The 17,527-nt window shown below is 69.2% G+C and carries 15 protein-coding genes; 7 read left to right on the plus strand and 8 right to left on the minus strand.

Features of this window, described 5'->3' with window-relative positions; all coding sequences use genetic code 11:
- Positions 1–46 precede the first annotated feature (46 nt).
- Positions 47–1,888 (plus strand): phosphomethylpyrimidine synthase ThiC, encoded by a 1,842-nt coding sequence (gene thiC, locus ACWPN5_RS10055; RefSeq protein ID WP_200479137.1) that lies wholly within the window; start codon positions 47–49, stop codon positions 1,886–1,888.
- Between the two features lie 84 nt (positions 1,889–1,972).
- Here thiC and oxlT read toward each other — a convergent pair whose 3' ends face one another.
- From oxlT to gcl, 5 genes are all read right to left on the minus strand, one after another.
- Positions 1,973–3,271: an oxalate/formate MFS antiporter gene (gene oxlT, locus ACWPN5_RS10060; protein ID WP_492295340.1), complete on the minus strand. Its 1,299-nt coding sequence runs from the start codon at positions 3,269–3,271 to the stop codon at positions 1,973–1,975.
- A 254-nt stretch (positions 3,272–3,525) separates the two neighbouring features.
- Entirely contained in the window at positions 3,526–4,788 is a 1,263-nt protein-coding gene (locus tag ACWPN5_RS10065) for a glycerate kinase type-2 family protein (RefSeq protein ID WP_145690136.1), read from the minus strand.
- A gap of 279 nt (positions 4,789–5,067) precedes the next feature.
- Positions 5,068–6,030 carry a 2-hydroxy-3-oxopropionate reductase gene (gene glxR / locus ACWPN5_RS10070; RefSeq protein WP_247888519.1) on the minus strand — a complete coding sequence of 321 codons (963 nt, stop codon included), beginning with the start codon at positions 6,028–6,030 and terminating at the stop codon, positions 5,068–5,070.
- A gap of 10 nt (positions 6,031–6,040) precedes the next feature.
- Positions 6,041–6,838 carry a hydroxypyruvate isomerase gene (gene hyi, locus ACWPN5_RS10075; RefSeq protein ID WP_145690134.1) on the minus strand — a complete coding sequence of 266 codons (798 nt, stop codon included), beginning with the start codon at positions 6,836–6,838 and terminating at the stop codon, positions 6,041–6,043.
- A 208-nt stretch (positions 6,839–7,046) separates the two neighbouring features.
- Positions 7,047–8,816: a glyoxylate carboligase gene (gcl, locus tag ACWPN5_RS10080; RefSeq protein WP_145690133.1), complete on the minus strand. Its 1,770-nt coding sequence runs from the start codon at positions 8,814–8,816 to the stop codon at positions 7,047–7,049.
- A gap of 195 nt (positions 8,817–9,011) precedes the next feature.
- Between gcl and ACWPN5_RS10085 the strand changes: the two genes are divergently transcribed.
- Together ACWPN5_RS10085 and ACWPN5_RS10090 are read left to right on the plus strand one after the other, a co-directional pair.
- The gene (locus ACWPN5_RS10085; protein ID WP_145690132.1) at positions 9,012–9,635 is read left to right on the plus strand and encodes a thiamine phosphate synthase; all 624 of its coding nucleotides are present in this window, start codon (positions 9,012–9,014) and stop codon (positions 9,633–9,635) included.
- Positions 9,636–9,805: 170 nt separating this feature from the next.
- Positions 9,806–10,495, plus strand: a complete 690-nt coding sequence (locus ACWPN5_RS10090; RefSeq protein ID WP_114859145.1) for a GntR family transcriptional regulator — start codon at positions 9,806–9,808, stop codon at positions 10,493–10,495.
- Between the two features lie 41 nt (positions 10,496–10,536).
- Here the strand turns inward: ACWPN5_RS10090 and pyk are convergent, their stop codons facing one another.
- Positions 10,537–12,000, minus strand: a complete 1,464-nt coding sequence (gene pyk / locus ACWPN5_RS10095) for a pyruvate kinase (protein ID WP_038528090.1) — start codon at positions 11,998–12,000, stop codon at positions 10,537–10,539.
- 192 nt (positions 12,001–12,192) lie between these two features.
- Between pyk and ACWPN5_RS10100 the strand changes: the two genes are divergently transcribed.
- Both ACWPN5_RS10100 and ACWPN5_RS10105 read left to right on the plus strand, forming a co-directional pair.
- A complete protein-coding gene (locus ACWPN5_RS10100; protein ID WP_200478792.1) occupies positions 12,193–12,945 on the plus strand; it encodes an NUDIX hydrolase in 753 nt (250 codons plus the stop codon).
- A 260-nt stretch (positions 12,946–13,205) separates the two neighbouring features.
- On the plus strand, positions 13,206–14,951 hold the full coding sequence (locus ACWPN5_RS10105; protein WP_492295341.1) for a PEP/pyruvate-binding domain-containing protein: 1,746 nt from the start codon (positions 13,206–13,208) through the stop codon (positions 14,949–14,951).
- An 85-nt stretch (positions 14,952–15,036) separates the two neighbouring features.
- Here the strand turns inward: ACWPN5_RS10105 and ACWPN5_RS10110 are convergent, their stop codons facing one another.
- Entirely contained in the window at positions 15,037–15,486 is a 450-nt protein-coding gene (locus ACWPN5_RS10110; protein WP_145690129.1) for a CBS domain-containing protein, read from the minus strand.
- Positions 15,487–15,833: 347 nt separating this feature from the next.
- On the opposite strand from ACWPN5_RS10110, the gene ACWPN5_RS10115 reads away from it, so the two are divergent.
- Entirely contained in the window at positions 15,834–16,583 is a 750-nt protein-coding gene (locus ACWPN5_RS10115) for a sulfite exporter TauE/SafE family protein (protein ID WP_145690128.1), read from the plus strand.
- A gap of 22 nt (positions 16,584–16,605) precedes the next feature.
- Here ACWPN5_RS10115 and ACWPN5_RS10120 read toward each other — a convergent pair whose 3' ends face one another.
- Positions 16,606–17,154, minus strand: coding sequence for a gamma carbonic anhydrase family protein (locus ACWPN5_RS10120; RefSeq protein WP_492295342.1), 549 nt, complete (start codon positions 17,152–17,154; stop codon positions 16,606–16,608).
- 139 nt (positions 17,155–17,293) lie between these two features.
- On the opposite strand from ACWPN5_RS10120, the gene ACWPN5_RS10125 reads away from it, so the two are divergent.
- Positions 17,294–17,524: an FmdB family zinc ribbon protein gene (locus ACWPN5_RS10125; protein WP_200478789.1), complete on the plus strand. Its 231-nt coding sequence runs from the start codon at positions 17,294–17,296 to the stop codon at positions 17,522–17,524.
- Positions 17,525–17,527: the final 3 nt, after the last annotated feature.

Here is a 17,527-nt window from a genome sequence, read left to right on the forward strand (position 1 = left end):
CACCCGGGTCTCCAACGATCCTATGTGCGATGGAGATCCACAGCAGATGCCCGACACTCTTCCCCCCGCTTCCCAGAAAGCCGCGCCGTCCGACCATTTTTCGGTGACGACCGGCCCGCTGCCCTCGTCCAGCAAGGTTCATGTGGCCGGGGAGCGCTTCCCCGACCTGCGCGTGGCGATGCGCGACATCCATGTGGGCGGCGGCGAGCCGCCGGTGCGCGTCTACGACACCTCTGGCCCCTACAGCGATCCCGCCGTGCAGACCGACATCCGCCGCGGCCTGGCGGAGCTGCGCCGCTCCTGGATCGAGGCCCGCGGCGACGTCGAGGCCTATGAGGGCCGCGAGGTCCGTCCGGAGGACGACGGGCTTCGCGTCGGCGAGACGCGCGCCGTGCCCGTCTTCGACCGCGCAGGGCGCCGTCCGCTGCGCGGCAAGCCGGGCCGGACGGTCACGCAGATGGCCTACGCCCGCGCCGGCATCGTCACGCCGGAGATGGAGTACATCGCCGTCCGCGAGAATCTGGGCCGCCAGCGGCTGGCCGAAGCGGCGGCGCGGGACGGCGACGACTTCGGCGCCTCCATCCCCGACCATGTGACCCCGGAGTTCGTCCGCGACGAGGTGGCGCGCGGGCGGGCGATCATCCCGTCCAACATCAACCACCCCGAATCGGAGCCGATGATCATCGGCCGCAACTTCCTCACCAAGATCAACGCGAACATCGGCAACTCCGCCGTCGCGTCCTCGGTGGGGGAGGAGGTCGACAAGATGGTCTGGTCGATCCGCTGGGGCGCCGACACCGTGATGGACCTGTCCACCGGCCGCAACATCCACACCACCCGCGAATGGATCCTGCGCAACAGCCCGGTCCCCATCGGCACCGTGCCGATCTATCAGGCGCTGGAGAAGGTGGGCGGCAAGGCCGAGGACTTGACCTGGGAGATCTTCCGCGACACGCTGATCGAGCAGGCGGAGCAGGGGGTGGACTATTTCACCATCCACGCCGGCATCCGTCTGGCGCACATCCCGCTGACCGCGAAGCGCACCACCGGCATCGTGTCGCGCGGCGGCTCGATCATGGCGAAATGGTGCCTGTCCCACCACCGCGAGAGCTTCCTCTACGAGCGGTTCGAGGAGATCTGCGAGATCATGAAGGCGTACGACGTCGCCTTCTCGCTGGGCGACGGGCTGCGTCCCGGCTCCATCGCCGACGCCAACGACGCCGCCCAGTTCGCCGAGCTGGAGACGCTGGGCGAGCTGACCAAGATCGCCTGGAAGCACGACGTGCAGGTGATGATCGAGGGGCCGGGCCATGTGCCCATGCACAAGATCAAGGCCAACGTCGACAAGCAGCTGGCGCTGTGCGGCGAGGCGCCCTTCTACACGCTCGGGCCGCTGACCACGGACATCGCGCCGGGCTACGACCACATCACCAGCGCCATCGGCGCCGCCATGATCGGCTGGTTCGGCACGGCGATGCTCTGCTACGTCACGCCGAAGGAGCATCTCGGGCTGCCGGACCGCGACGACGTCAAGGTGGGCGTGGTAACCTACAAGATCGCCGCCCACGCCGCCGACCTCGCCAAGGGCCATCCCGGCGCCCAGGAACGCGACGACGCCCTGTCGCGCGCCCGCTTCGAGTTCCGCTGGCGCGACCAGTTCCACCTGTCGCTCGACCCGGAGACGGCGGAGCGCTTCCATGACCAGACCCTGCCGGCGGAGGGGGCGAAGGTCGCGCATTTCTGTTCGATGTGCGGGCCGAAATTCTGCTCGATGAAGATCACGCAGGAGGTGCGGGACTACGCCAACTCCGGCATGGCCGAGATGTCGGAGAGCTTCCGCGCCAAGGGTGGGGAGATCTATCTGGAGGAGGGGCAGGCGGCGGACTGACCCCCGAATCGAAAAGGGGACGCCCTCGCGGGCGCCCCCTCGCTTCGGCTCCTTCCCCAAGCGGGGGGAAAGGGGAAAAGAGCGTCAAGGTGTTGCCGTCACGCTCCGGCCGCTGCGCGCGTCCAGCGACCCGGCGGCCATGCGGTTGCGCATCGGGCGCAGGACGAACAGCGCCAGCACGGCGGCCAGCGCGTTGACCGCGGCGGCCAGCAGGAAGACCGCGTGCCAGCTTCCCGTCGCGTCGGCGATGATGTTGGCGAAGGGGATCAGCAGCGCCGCCGTGCCTTTGGCGGTGTAGAGCAGCCCGGCGTTGCTGGCGGCGAACTTCGACCCGAAGGTGTCGGCGCAGCAGGCGGGGAACAGGCTGTAGATTTCGCCCCAGGCGAAGAAGACAAGACCGGTCAGCAGCACGAAGGCCACCGGGTCGCGGCCGTAGAGGCTGAGCGCGACGATGCCCACCGCCTCGATCGCGAAGGCGATGAACATGGTGTTCTCGCGCCCGATGTGGTCGGACACCCAGCCGAAGAAGGGGCGGGTCAGCCCGTTCAGCACCCGGTCGATCGACAGGGCGAAGGTCAAAGCGGGCAGGGTCAGGCCGAGGATGCTGACCGGCGCGTGGGCCAGCCCAAAATCCTGGGCGATCGGGCCGAGCTGGGCCGTCGCCATCAGCCCGCCGCCGGCCACCATGACGAACATGGCGTACATGACCCAGAAGACCGGGGTGCGGACCATCTGGCTCGGCGTGTACTGCCGCTGTGCGGGCGGGGCGGCGAAGCCGCCGCGGGCGAGGGGAGCGGAGGGCGGGGCGACCAGCAGCCAGGCGAGCGCGAAGACCACCAGACCCTGGCCCAGCCCGAAGGCCATGAAGGTCGCCTCGTAGCCCGAGGTCTCGATCATCGTGGCGATGGGCACCACCGTCAGGGCGGAACCCGCTCCGAAGCCCGCCGCGGTGATGCCGGCGGCCAGACCGCGCCGGTCGGGGAACCATTTCAGCGCGTTGCCCACGCAGGTGCCGTAGACGGCGCCCGCCCCGATGCCGCCGATGGCCGCCGCGACGTAGAGCACGAGCAGCGAGTCCGCCACCGCGTTCAGCGCCCAGGAGGCGGCGCAGAGCAGCGAGCCGAACAGCACGACGATCCGCGGGCCGAAGCGGTCGACGAACCAGCCCTCGACGGGCACCAGCCATGTTTCGGTGACGATGAAGATGGTGAAGGCCACCTGGATGGCCGCACGGCCCCAGCCGTGCTTGTCGTCGATGGGTTCGACGAAGAGGGTCCACCCGTACTGGAGATTGGCGATCATCGACATGCAGATGACGCCGGCAAGCAACTGCATCCAACGCCCGCCGACAGGCAGGGCGCTTTGCGCACCGGTTTGGCGCATATGGTTCCTCCCGGATGGTCCGCGATCTCGTTCTTGTCCTGGCGCGCGCGGGGTGCGTTGGGTGCCCGACCGCTTCGCTTTATCCTTCGAACGGGGCTGTCCGGTTGGATGCCTGTGGCATGCCAGACGCCATATTCGTGATGCCTTGACGGTGAGTGTGGCGGATAATCCGTGAAGTCATCAACAAATTTTCGTGAGCGGGCGCCGCTCTGGCCGTAAGTGATATATCAAATCGGCCGGCGGCGCCTCACCGCTTACACGACCAGAACCGCGCGGAAGTCGTTGACGTTGGTCAGGGTCGGTCCGGTCACCAGCAGGTCGCCGAGCGCGCTGAAGAAGCTGTAGCCGTCGTTGTCGGCCAGCCGTTCCTTGGCGTTGACGCCGGCCTCGGCGGCGCGGGCCAGCGTGTCGGGAGTGAGCAGGGCGCCGGCGTTGTCCTCCGTGCCGTCGATGCCGTCGGTGTCCGCAGCCAGGGCGTGGACGCCCTTCATGCCGTCCAGCGCCACGGTCAGGGCCAGCAGGAATTCGGCGTTGCGGCCGCCGCGGCCCTTGCCGCGCACGGTCACCGTGGTCTCGCCGCCGGACAGCAGGACGCAGGGCTTGGCCGCCGGCTGGTCGTGCTCGACGATCTGGCGGGCGATGCCGGCATGGACGAGCGCCACCTCGCGCGACTCGCCCTCCAGCGCGTTGCCGAGGATGACCGGGGTGACGCCGGCCTTGCGGGCGACCTCCGCCGCGCGCTCCAGCGCCATCTGCGGGGTGGCGACGAGGATCGTGCTGACGCGCTCCAGCCGCGGGTCGCCCGGCTTCGGGCTCTCGTCGCGGCCGGCCAGCAGATGGTCCATGACCGGCTGCGGCGGGGTGATCCCGTACTTCTCCAGCACGGCCAGAGCGTCGGCGTAGCTGGTCGGGTCGGGCACGGTGGGGCCGGAGGCGATCACCGACAGGTCGTCGCCCGGCACGTCGGAGATGACCAGCGAGACCACCCGCGCCTTGGTCGCGGCGGCCAGCCGCCCGCCCTTGATCGCGGACAGGTGCTTGCGCACGCAGTTCATCTCGGTGATGTTCGCGCCGGAACGGAGCAGCGCCTTGGACACCGCCTGCTTGTCGGCCATCGAGATGCCCGGTGCCGGCAGGGCGAGCAGGGCGGAGCCGCCGCCGGAGATCAGGCAGAGCATCAGGTCGTCGGGGCCGAGCGAGGCGGCGATGTCGAGGATGCGCTTCGCCGCCTGCTGGCCGGCCTCGTCGGGGACGGGGTGCGACGCCTCGACCACCTCGATCCGCTCGCAGGGCACGTTGTGGCCATAGCGGGTGACGACCAGACCGGACAGCGGACCCTTCCAGTGATCCTCCACCGCCTTCGCCATCGAGGCCGCGGCCTTGCCAGCGCCGACGACGACCGTGCGGCCCTTCGGCGGTTCCGGAAGGTGCGGCGGCACGCACAGCGCCGGCTGCGCCGAGGCGACGGCGGCGCGGAACATGTCGGTCAGAAGCGCGCGGGGATCGGTGGTCGTCATGGTCTGGTTGTGTCCCTTCCCTGAGCCGCGCCATTCACCGGCGCCGGTCCTCATGTGCTGGGAATGCTAACGAATTTGGCGCGGGGGGCAATGTTTACCCTCTCCCCTCTGGGGAGAGGGGAGGGTGAGGGGGATGTCCGTGGCGGCACGTCCGGCAGCAGCGCAACCCCCTCACCCCAACCCTCTCCCCCCTTTCGGCGGACCGGAGGTCCGCCTGTCGCGTCAGCGCAGACTTCGTCTGCGCGTGAGCAGAGGGGAGAAGGGGCTAGTACTCCAGCCTCACTCCGCGGGTTCGGTCACGCGGTGGTTCTGGCCGATCTCGTGGTTGGCGAGCAGCTCCAGCGCGCGGACCATGCCGGAGTGGTCCCACGCCTTGCCGCCCTGGGCGGCGCAGGCGTTGAACAGCTCCTGGCAGGTCGCCGTGTTGGGCAGCGACACGCCGAGCGCACGGGCGCCGGCCAGGGCGAGGTTCAGGTCCTTCTGGTGCAGCTCGATGCGGAAGCCCGGATCGAAGGTGCGCTTGACCATGCGCTCGCCATGCACCTCGAGGATGCGCGAGGAGGCGAATCCGCCCATCAGGGCCTGACGGACCTTCGCCGGATCGGCGCCGGCCTTGGACGCGAACAGCAGGGCTTCGCCCACCGCCTCGATGGTCAGGGCGACGACGATCTGGTTGGCGACCTTCGTCGTCTGACCGTCGCCGTTGCCGCCGACCAGCGTGATGTTCTTGCCCATCTTCTCGAACAGCGGCTTCACCGTCTCGAAGGCCTTGTCCGGACCGCCGACCATGATGGTCAGCGAGGCGGCCTTGGCGCCGACCTCACCGCCGGACACCGGGGCGTCGAGGTAGTCGCAGCCCAGCTCGTTGATGCGCTGGGCGAAGGCCTTCGTCTCGATCGGGGAGATCGAGGACATGTCCACCACGATCTTGCCGGCGGACAGCCCCTCGGCGACGCCGTTCGGGCCGAACAGGGCGGCCTGCACATGGGGGGTGTCGGGCACCATCGTGAAGACGATGTCGGCCTTCTGCGCCACCTCGCGGCTGGAGCCGCAGGCGGTGACGCCCTTGGCGAGCAGGTCTTCCGGGGCCGGGTTGATGTCGTAGACGAACAGGGTGTGGCCGGCGTCGGCCAGATGACCGGCCATGGGGCGGCCCATGATGCCGAGACCGATGAATCCAACGTTCATGGCTGTGTCCTCAAATCTTCTGTGTTCGGGCGGTCGAAATGGGGTGGCGCTCAGGCGGCGGCCCTCAGGCGGCGACGGTCTCGCCGGTGGTGGCGGCGCGCATCCAGCCCAGCCCCTCGCTGGTCCCCTTGGCCGGCTTGTACTCGCAGCCGACCCAGCCGTCGTAGCCGATCCGGTCGAGCGCCGCGAAGACGAAGGGGTAGTTGATCTCGCCGGTGCCCGGCTCGTTGCGGCCCGGATTGTCGGCGATCTGGACATGCGCGATCTTCGGCAGCAGGCGCTGCATGGTCGGGACGAGATCGCCCTCCATGATCTGCATGTGATAGACGTCGTACTGGATGAAGAGGTTGTCGGAGCCGACGGCCTCGAGGATCCGTTCCGCCTGCGCGGTGTTGGTCAGGTGGAAGCCCGGAATGTCGCGGGTGTTGATCGGCTCGATCAGGAAGCGGATGCCGGCCTGCTTCAGCGCCTTGGCGGCGAAGGACAGGTTGTCGACGAAGGTGCGCTCCAGCGCGTCCGCCGCCACGCCCGCCGGGGCCTTGCCGGCGAGGCAGTTGATCTGCTTGCAGCCCAGCGCCGTGGCGTACTCGATGGCGCGGCCCACCCCGTCCTGGAACTCGCCCACGCGGTCCGGCAGGATGGCGATGCCGCGCTCGCCCGCGTCCCAGTCGCCCGCCGGCAGGTTGTGCAGGACCTGGGTCAGCCGGTTGGCGGCCAGACGCTCGACAAGCGCGTCCTTCTCGAAGGCGTAGGGGAACAGATACTCGACGCCGGTGAAGCCGTCCTTCGCCGCCGCGGCGAAGCGATCGAGGAAGGGCAGCTCGTTGTAGAGCATCGTCAGGTTGGCGGCGAACTTGGGCATGTCTCTCTCCCGGATGGTCGTTTCGGGCCGGATGTTCGTTGCAGGCTTGGCCGGTTGGCGGTCAGGATCGAAGGGTGACGGTGGGGGCGTCAACGCGGGGATGACGCTTTTTCACCCTGCGGGAACGTGGAACTGGTCGGGCCGCTTGCCCCCTCCCTGACCCTCCCCCGCTGCGCGAGGGAGGGGATTTGGGCGCGCGGCGTGCCGATCAGACCCGCACCAGCTCCGGCTCGTCCGCGGGCACGTCCAGCACGTCCTCGAACTCGGTGATGTTGTTGATCTCCGTGCCCATGGCGATGTTGGTGACGCGCTCCAGGATGACCTCGACGACCACGGGGACCTGGAACTCGTCCATCCACTGCTGCGCTTGCGCGAAGGCGGATTGCAGGTTGTCCGGGTCGGTGACGCGGATGGCCTTGCAGCCCAGACCCTCGGCCACCGCGACGTGGTCCACGCCGTAGACGCCGATCTCCGGGGCGTTGATGTTCTCGAACGAGAGCTGGACCTGGAAGTCCATCTGGAAGGCGCGCTGCGCCTGCCGGATCAGCCCGAGGTAGCTGTTGTTCACCAGGACATGGATGTAGGGCAGCTTGAACTGCGCCCCCACCGCCAGCTCCTCGATCAGGAACTGGAAGTCGTAGTCGCCGGACAGCGCGACGATCTTGCGCTTCGGATCGGCCACCCGCACGCCGAGCGCCGCCGGCAGGGTCCAGCCGAGCGGGCCGGCCTGACCGCAATTGATCCAATGGCGCGGCTTGTAGACGTGCAGGAACTGCGCGCCGGCGATCTGCGACAGGCCGATGGTCGAGACGTAGCAGACGTCCTCGCCGAAGGCGGTGTTCATCTCCTGGTAGACGCGCTGCGGCTTGATCGGCACGTTGGCGAAGTCCGACCGGCGCAGCATGGAGCGCTTGCGGACCTGGCAGGTCTTCACCCACTCCGACCAGTCGCGCAGCTTGCCGGCGGCCTTCCACTCCTTCGCCACCTCGATGAAGAGGTCAAGCGCCGCCCCGGCGTCGGACACGATGCCCAGGTCCGGCGCGAAGACACGGCCGATCTGGGTCGGCTCGATGTCCACATGCACGAACTTGCGGCCCTTGGTATAGACGTCGACCGAGCCGGTGTGGCGGTTGGCCCAGCGGTTGCCGATGCCCAGCACGAAGTCCGACGCCAGCATGGCGGCGTTGCCGTAGCGGTGGGCGGTCTGCAGGCCGACCATGCCGGCCATCAGCGGATGGTCGTCCGGAATGGCGCCCCAGGCCATCAGGGTCGGGATGACCGGCAGGCCGACGACCTCGGCGAACGCGACCAGGCGGTCGCTGGCGTCAGCGTTGATGATGCCGCCGCCGGCCACCAGCAGCGGACGCTCCGCCGCGTTCAGCATGGCCAGCGCCTTCTCCACCTGGGCGCGGGTCGCCGCCGGCTTGTAGGTGGGCAGCGGCTCGTAGGCGTCGGGATCGAACTCGATCTCGGCCATCTGCACGTCGATCGGCAGGTCGAGCAGCACCGGGCCGGGTCGGCCGGAGCGCATCAGGTGGAAGGCCTGCTGGAAGGCGTAGGGGACCTGCCCCGGCTCCAACACGGTGACCGCCCACTTGGCGACCGGCTTGGCGATGGACGGGATGTCCACGGCCTGGAAATCCTCCTTGTGCAGGCGGGCGCGCGGCGCCTGGCCGGTGATGCACAGGATCGGAATGGAGTCGGCGGAGGCCGAATAGAGGCCCGTGATCATGTCGGTGCCGGCGGGGCCGGAGGTGCCGATGCACACGCCGATGTTGCCGGCCTTGGCGCGCGTGTAGCCTTCGGCCATATGCGACGCGCCTTCGACATGGCGCGCAAGAACGTGGCCGATGCGGCCGTTGCGTTGCAGCGCCGCGTAGAACGGATTGATGGCCGCTCCGGGGACGCCAAAGCAAACGGACACGCCTTCTTTTTCCAGGACATGCACCGCCGCTTCAATCGCCATCATCCTAGCCATGGCTTGGTCTCCTCCCTCGCGTAACGGGTCGCTGTTGCGTTGGATTGAGCTTTCATCAGCAGGGCGGCTATTGGCAAAGTGTTGGCGAATCCTTTCCGCGTGATGGAAATCGCGCCGAATGGGGCAGTCCTTCACGGCGCTTCGGACAATTATGCTGCACTTGCACAGTCCCGATGGCGCTGTCATCGTGAGCGGATGATGGCGATTCCGAGTCCCCGCCTCCTGGCGATCACGGACCGGCGGCAGGCGGCGCAGCCCCTGCCGGAGCTGGCGGCGCGCCTGTTCGCCGGGGGCTTGCGCTGGCTGTCGCTGCGCGAGAAGGATCTCGACGACTCCCGGCAGATCGCCCTGGCGCATGCGCTGGTGGAGCGGGCGCGGCCCTGGGGGGCGCTGGTCACGCTGCATGGCGATCCGGATCTGGCGCTGGCCGCGGGGACGGACGGGGTCCATCTGCCCGAGGGGGCCGACGTGGCGGCGGCACGGCAGCGCCTCGGCCCCGGCGCCCTGGTCGGGCTGTCCGCCCACGACGCGGAGGGGATTCGCCGGGCCGCGGCCGGCGGGGCGGACTACGTCACGCTGTCGCCCGTCTTTCCGTCGCCAAGCAAGCCGGGTTACGGCCCGCCGCTCGGGACGGAGGGGTTGAGACGCCTGGCCGCGGAGGCTCCCCTGCCGATCATCGCGCTCGGCGGCGCGGAGTCGCGCAATATTGGCGAGTGTCTGGCCGCGGGAGCCGCCGGAGTGGCGGTCATGGGTGCGGTGATGCGGGCTCCGGACAGCCTGTCCGGTCTGCTCAAGGCCTTGAAAGCTGGACAACCGTAAGGATCGGGGTCGGACGAAACCGTCCTTTCCTTATCGTGGTTCTGGACTTTTCAGTCCGAAATATGCATCTGGTATCTTATATACGAAAACGATGCGATGCCTTTCGCACGACCGGGCCGGCGCACAGTGGGGTGCTTCCGGACGGCCAGCATTGAGGAACGGTGCCGACCATGAACCCTCCGCCGATCAACGTCCAGCCGCTCGACACCGGATCGACCTTCCGCGCTCAAGCGTATCATGCGTTGAAGCAAGCCATCTCGCAAATGGACATCTACGACCATAACGACGAGATCCGGCTTGAGGAGCGGCAGCTCAGCGAGTTGCTGGGCGTCAGCCGGACGCCGATCCGCGAGGCGCTGACCCTGCTGGAGCAGGAGGGGTTCATCCGCCTCCAGCCCCGCCGGGGCATCTTCGTCATCCGCAAGACCAAGGCCGAGATCGTCGAGATGATCCAGGTCTGGGCGGCGCTGGAGAGCATGGCCGGGCGGATGGTCGCGACGCAGGCGACCGACGAGGACATCCGCACCCTCTGGGACCTGTTCCGCAACTTCGAGATGCGGAACCCCAAGGAGCATGTCAACGAATACTCCGACGCCAACATCGCCTTCCACAAGAGCATCATCCGGCTCAGCGGTTCCAAGCTGATCCAGGAGATGACCGACAACCTGTTCATCCACATCCGCGCGATCCGCAAGCTGACCATCGGCCAGGACAACCGGGCGGAGCGGTCGATCAACGACCACAAGGAAATCATCAAGGCCCTGGAACGCCGCGACGTCGACCAGGCCGAACACCTGATCCGCGACCACACGCTGGGTCTGGCGGCGCATGTCGAGAAGCATTGCGACTTCCTGGAGTGAGGTCCCTCCCCCGGTGAGGGGGAGGGGTGCGGACACGAGCGTCAGACCGGCTCGTGGAGCTTCGCGGTCGTCACGCTGTTCAGACCGTTCGCGGTGATCGTGACCACGCGCAGGCTGTTGGTGGTGCCGGGCGTTCCGAAGGGGACACCCGCCGTCACGATCAGCGACTGGCCGGGGGCGCCGATGCCCTCCTGGGCGGCGACGAGGCTCGCCCGCTCGACCATCTCCGCGAAATTCGCCACGTCGGCGGTCCACACCGGATGGACACCCCAGGCCAGCGACAGCAGGCGGGCGGTCCCGCGTTCGGCGCTGAGGCCGAGGATCGGCACGGTCGGACGCTCGCGCGAGGCGCGCCGCGCGGTGGAGCCGGTGCTGGTGAAGGTGGCGATGCCGGCGGCCGAGATGGTCTCGGCGATCTGGCGCGCCGCGGCGGACAGGGCGTCCGGGGTGGTCGCCTCCGGGCTCGGATGCTCAGAGTCCATGATGCGGCGGTAGAGGGGATCGCGCTCCACCCGGCGGATGATGCGGTCCATCATCGCCACGGCCTCCACCGGATGCTTGCCCGAAGCGGATTCCGCCGACAGCATCACGGCGTCCGACCCGTCATAGACGGCGGTCGCCACGTCCGACGCCTCGGCGCGCGTCGGCGTCGGCTCGGTGATCATGGATTCCAGCATCTGGGTGGCGACGATCACCGGCTTGCCGGCGGCGCGGCTTAGGCGGATCATCCGCTTCTGCAGGCCGGGCACGTCCTCCGGCGGCAGCTCCACGCCGAGGTCGCCGCGGGCGACCATCACCGCGTCCGACAGCGCGATGATCTCCTCCAGCCGAGGCAGGGCGGCGGGCTTCTCCACCTTGGTCATGATGTGGGCGCGGTCGCCGATCAGGGCGCGCGCCTCCAGGATGTCCTCCGGCCGCTGCACGAAGCTGAGGCCAATCCAGTCCACGCCCAGCGTCAGGCCGAACTGCAGGTCGCTGCGGTCCTTCTCCGACAGGGCGCTGAGGGCCAGCGTGGTGCCGGGGACGTTCATGCCCTTGCGGTCGGACAGGGTGCCGCCGACCATGACCTCGGTCTCCGCGTGGTCGGGGCCGCAGCTCAGCACGCGCAGGCGCATGCGCCCGTCGTTCAGCAGAAGCTCGTGGCCCGGCTCCAGGCTGGCGAAGATCTCCGGATGGGGAACGCAGACGCGGCTGCGGTCGCCGGGGGTGGGGTCGAGGTCGAGGCGGAAGCGGTCGCCGCCGGCCAGGATCACCGCCACCTCCTTGAAGGTGCCGACGCGCAGCTTCGGACCCTGAAGATCGAGAAGCACGCCGATGGGGCGCCCGACCGTCTCCTCGACCGCTCGGATCTGGCGGTAGCGCTCGGCGTGGTCGCGCTGCGTGCCGTGGCTGGCGTTCAGGCGGAAGACATCCACGCCGGCCTCGGCGAGGGCGAAAATCTGGCTGTAGGTCGAGCTGGCCGGCCCCAGAGTGGCGACGATCTTGGTGCTGCGGTTGCGCTGCATGGCGCGGGCCTCCTGAGAGGGCGATGACTTGACGATGACTGGGTGGTGCTTGGGGCGATGCTGCGACCGGGGTGGGGCGGGGGTCAAACCGCCGCTATGGCTTTTCCACATAGCGGGAAGTCACACGGTTGGTTTGACCGGGGGTGAGCCCTGGGCGGACACTGAACGCCCGCGATCAGCCAGGACGATGCCATGAACACGCCTGTCGAGCCGCTTTCCGCCGCCGGCCTGATCCTTCTGCGCGACAGCGTGGACGGGCTGGAGGTCTTCATGATCCAGCGCCACCGCGACCTTCGCTTTGCGCCCGGCGCCACGGTGTTTCCCGGCGGGCGGCTGGACGCGGAGGACAGCGCGCTTCCCTGGCGGGAGCTGTCGCTGCCGCTGACCGACGACATGCCGCAGCGGATGGCCGCGATCCGCGAGGCGTTCGAGGAGTGCGGGCTGCTGATGGCCGGCGGCACGGTGGATTCTGCCGTCCTCGACGGGCTGCGCAATGCGTCGGGCGGGACCTTCCTGGACCGGCTGCTGGCGGCGGGGTTGGAGCCGGACGTGGCGGCGCTGGTGCCCTTCGCCCGCTGGGTCACGCCGGAGAGCGTGTGGCGGCGTTACGACACCCTGTTCTTCCTCGCCAAGGCGCCGCCGCGCCAGACCGCCGTCGTCGACGGGGTGGAGGCGGTCGCCGGATTCTGGGGCACGCCGCGGGCCATCCTGGCCGAGGCGGCGGCCGAGCGGCTGTCGCTGGTCTTCGCCACCCGCATGACCCTTCTGCGTCTGGCCGATTGCCGCACGGTGCGCCACGCGATGGAGGAGGCCGCGCGTTTCCACCCCCTGACCGCCATCCTGCCGCGTCCCGCCGACACTCCGGACGGTCCGGTGCTGAGCATCCCGGACGGGCTTGGCTATCCCCTGACCCAGGTCCCGCTGGAGCAGGCGCGGCTGGGCTGAGCGCTTGGGCTGTGCGCCCGGGCATTCCGGGCTCGGCGTCGCGCATTTCTGGTCAGCAATTCGCCTAAAATTCCGCTATGCGGAATTTCCCGTGCCTTTTTTCGACGCCGAAGCGTTATCGTCGCAAATGCGACTATTTGTGCATTGCACTCAGTTCGCAAAGTGGCATTATGAGGAAATAAGATATCGATTTGACCGGAGAAATTTTCCGTTCATGTCCACAGGGTGCCTGAACACCACGCCGACGCGAGGATAGGTCCATGTTCCACCAGTCCATGATCCAAGGCTCCACCGACATCAGCGGCCCCATCGCCGTCGGTGCCGCCGTGGTTGCCGGGCACGCGGCGCTGCCGGCGGCCAATGGACAGGCGGCCAATGGACCGCGGTGGGTCTACGCCTTCGGCGATGGCGGTGCGGAGGGGCACGGCGGCATGCTGGCCGAGCTGGGCGGCAAGGGCGCCGGGCTGGCCGAGATGGCGCGGCTGGGCGTGCCGGTGCCGCCGGGCTTCACCATCGTGGCGGAAGCCAGCCGCCGGCACCGCGCCGGGCAGGGCGGGTTCCCCGCCGGACTGGCCGCCCAGGTCGAGGAGGCGCTGGCCCGGCTGGAAGCCGTGGCGGGGGGGCGCTTCGGCGGGTCGGAGAGCCCGCTGCTGGTGTCGGTCCGCTCCGGCGCGCGGGCCTCGATGCCCGGCATGATGGACACCATCCTGAATCTCGGCCTGACCGACGCGACGGTGACGGGGCTGGCGGCGCGCAGCGGCGACGCCCGCTTCGCCTACGACTGCTACCGTCGACTGATCCAGACCTACGGCACGGTGGTGCAGGGGGTTGGCGCCCACGTCTTCGACGCGGCGCTGGAGGCCTACAAGGAGACGCGCGGCATGACCCGCGACGCCGACCTGGACGCCGCCGACTGGCGCGCCGTGGCCGGCGCCTACCGCGACGTGATCGAGCGCGAGGCGGGGGAGCCCTTCCCGCAGGACGCGCGGACCCAGCTCTTCGCCGCCATCGGGGCCATCTTCCGCTCCTGGAGCAACGCCCGCGCCGTGGCGTTCCGGGCGGTGCACGGCATTCCCGACGACTGGGGCACCGCGGCGACGGTGCAGGCGATGGTGTTCGGCAACCGCGGCGGCGCCTCCGGCACCGGCGTCGCCCACAGCCGCGACCCGTCCACCGGCGAAGCCGTGCTGTGCGGCGAGTTCCTGGCCGACGCCCAGGGCGAGGACATCGTGTCCGGCCTGCGTACGCCCGGCCCGCTGGCCGGCGCTGATGCCTCGCTTGAGGCGGTCGCCCCCGCGGCCTTTGCCGAGTTGGGCCGCATCGCCGACCGGCTGGAGCGCCATTTCGGCGACCTGCAGGAGATCGAGTTCACCGTCCAGCAGGGCCGCCTGTTCATCCTTCAGTCGCGCGCCGGCAAGCGGACGCCGGAGGCGGGGGTGCGGATCGCCACCGAGATGGCGCAGGCCGGCATCATCTCGCGGGCCGAGGCGGTGCGGCGCGCCGACCTGCCGGCGCTGGCCGACAGCCTGCGTCCCATCGCCGATCCCGACGCCCCCCGCGAGGTGATCGCCTGCGGTTTGCCGGCCTCCTCCGGGGCGGCGACCGGCGTCGCGGTCTTCACCTCGGACGATGCGGTGCGGCTGGCGGCGGAGGGCGTGGCGGTGGTGCTCTGCCGTCCGGAAACCTCGCCCCACGACGTGCACGGCATGCAGGTGGCCTGCGCGGTGGTGACCGCCCGCGGCGGCGCGACCAGCCACGCCGCCACCGTCGCCCGCGCCATGGGGCTGCCCTGCGTCACCGGAGCGCGCATGCTGCGCGTCGATCCGGCGGCCGGCGTGATGACCGTGGGCGACCTGACCGTCCGGGCGGGTGAGATCATCACCGTGGACGGCGGGGCCGGCCAAGTGATCCTGGGCAGCGTGCCGATGATCCGCCCCGAGCCTCCGGAGGCCATGGCGCTGCTGCTGCGCTGGGCCGAGGGGGCCGACGAGGGCGTTGGCGACTGACGGTTTGCGGCCATGACGAAAGGCCCGCCGTCCGATGGGACGGCGGGCCTTCTGGCTGGGGCCTGTGCGCTTTCGCCGGGCCGCCTCAGTGGGCGTAGACCGGGGATTCCTGGGCCGGCGGCTGGGTGTGGGCGATCATCTCGGTGAGCTGAAGCTTGGTGAAGTCACGGGCGCTGACCACGCCGACCAGCGTGGCGCCGTCGAGCACCGGCAGATGGCGGATGTGATGGCGGTCCATCAGCTCCAGCGCGTGGACGACGCTGTCGTCGGGCGAGCAGGTCTGCGGCGCGCGCGACATCAGCATGAAGACCGGCGTCTTCAGAACGGAGGCGCCGCGCTCCAGCAGCGCATAGACCACGTCGCGCTCCGACAGCATGCCGGCGACGGCGTTGCCCTCGGTCCGGCAGACGTCCTTGACCACCAGGGCGCTGATGTTCTCCGACTTCATCAGCCGGATCGCCTCCTCGATGGTTTCGCCGGAACGCACGGTGACGACGCGGGATTCCTTGGTCCGAAGAATGTCGGCGACTTTCATGGCGAGCCCTCCACCAGACAGCGGGTTGCGTAAGCGCGCCCTGCACGGAGACCCCCGCGGGGGACCGGAGCTTGACCGGTGGGGCCGCGTCGGGCCGGTCGAAGGCCGTCGGCGGCACCTGGGCATCGGGCAGTGGCAGGCGATGGGTATTTGGTATACCAAATGCCATGGAGCGTCAATGGCTAATGTGACAAACAATCAGCGGAATCGCATTTTTTTATGAGGGTGGGTCGCTGAGCCGCGCGGCTGCACCCACGGCGTTCACCCGCCTCCTATGGCGTTTGTCAGGGTCCACACAACGATAGCTGGTATGCCAAATACGTGAGTTGGCTGAGGGTGGGGATGCGATGCTTGCCATGGTGCTGCTGATGGTCGCGGCGTTCGCGTCGGGTGTTCTCAACGCGGTCGCCGGTGGCGGGGCCTTCATCACCTTCCCGGCGCTGCTGTTCGCCGGGGTGCCGCCGGTCAGCGCCAACGTGTCGAGCACCGTCGCCCTGTTCCCCGGCCAGATGGCCAGCGCCTGGGCCTACCGCAAGGAGATCCGCGGCGTGACGGAGGTCAGCGTCACCGCCTTCTCCGTGGTCAGCCTCGTCGGCGGGGTGGTCGGGGCGATCCTTCTGCTGACCACGCCGGACCGCGCCTTCGCCGGGCTGGTGCCCTGGCTGCTTCTGTTCGCCACCGCGGTCTTCGCGGTCGGCAGCTTCATGCCGACGCTGGCCGCCCGGCTGCGGCTGAGCGGTCGCTCCGTTCTGGTCGTGCAGTTCGTGATCGCCGTCTACGGCGGCTATTTCGGCGGCGGGATCGGCTTCCTGATGCTGGCGGCGTTGACCCTGTTCGGCCTGCGCGACATTCACGCCATGAACGGGTTGCGCATCCTGCTGGCCGCGCTGATGAACGGCGCGGCGGTGGCGGCCTTCTGCCTGTCCGACGCGGTGTCCTGGCCGGAAACCGCCGTCATGGCCGTGTCGGCCATCGCCGGCGGCTATGCCGGCGCCCACGCGGCGAAGCGGGTCAGCCGCGACGTGATGAAATGGGTGGTGGTGTCGATCGGCGTGGGGCTGACCCTGTACTTCTTCATCAGGGGCGCCGGAGCCTGAGGGCGCCCCACGCGGTGGCGCGTCAGGGCTGGCCTGGAACGGTGCCGGGGGCGGAGATCGGGCGCAGCCCCTTGGCGTAGCTCTTCCACCGCTGCTGGTAGACGGCGGCGGGCGCGCGCATGCGCTCAACATCCTCGTCCGACAGCGTGCGCACCACCTTGCCCGGCGCGCCGAGCACCAGCGAGCGGTCGGGGATCTCCTTGCCCTCGGCGATGAAGGCGTGAGCGCCGATCAGGCAGTCGCGGCCGATGCGGGCACCGTTGAGCACCGTGGCGCCGATGCCGATCAGGCTGCCGTCGCCGACGGTGCAGCCATGCACCATCGCCAGATGGCCGATGGTCACGTTCCTGCCGATGAGCAGCGGGAAGCCGGGATCGACGTGGAGGACGGCGTTGTCCTGGACATTGCTGCCGGCCTCGATGTGGATGCGCTCCTCCTCGGCGCGCATGACCGCACCCCACCAGACGGACACGTCCTCCTCCAGCAGGATGTCGCCGACGACCGTGGCGTTGGGAGCCACCCAGCAGGCGGGCGACAATTGCGGGACCTTGTCGTTGAAGGCGTAGATCACCCGTTCCTCCATATTTATCGCTGAGCGATCCTAGCGCAGATCGCTGCGGCGGGGTGGGGTTGCTGCACTGCGCTATACCCATAAGAAAATTACGTGATAGGATGGGTGCGCTTGGTTCCCGACCCGTGTGAGGACTCCCATGCCGCTCTACTCCTACCGCTGCACCACCTGCGACCACGACTTCGAAGCGCTGGTGCGCTCGTCGGACACCCCCGTCTGCGCGTCCTGCGGCTCGGCGGCGCTGGAGCGGAAGGTGGCGCGCATCGCGCCCGACACCAAGGCCGACAAGTTCCTCAAGACCGCCCGCGGCGCCGCCGCCGCGGAGGGCCATTTCAGCAACTACAGCAAGGCGGAACGCTCGCGCATCTAGCGC

Source organism: Azospirillum sp. UENF 211521 (assembly GCF_058780535.1).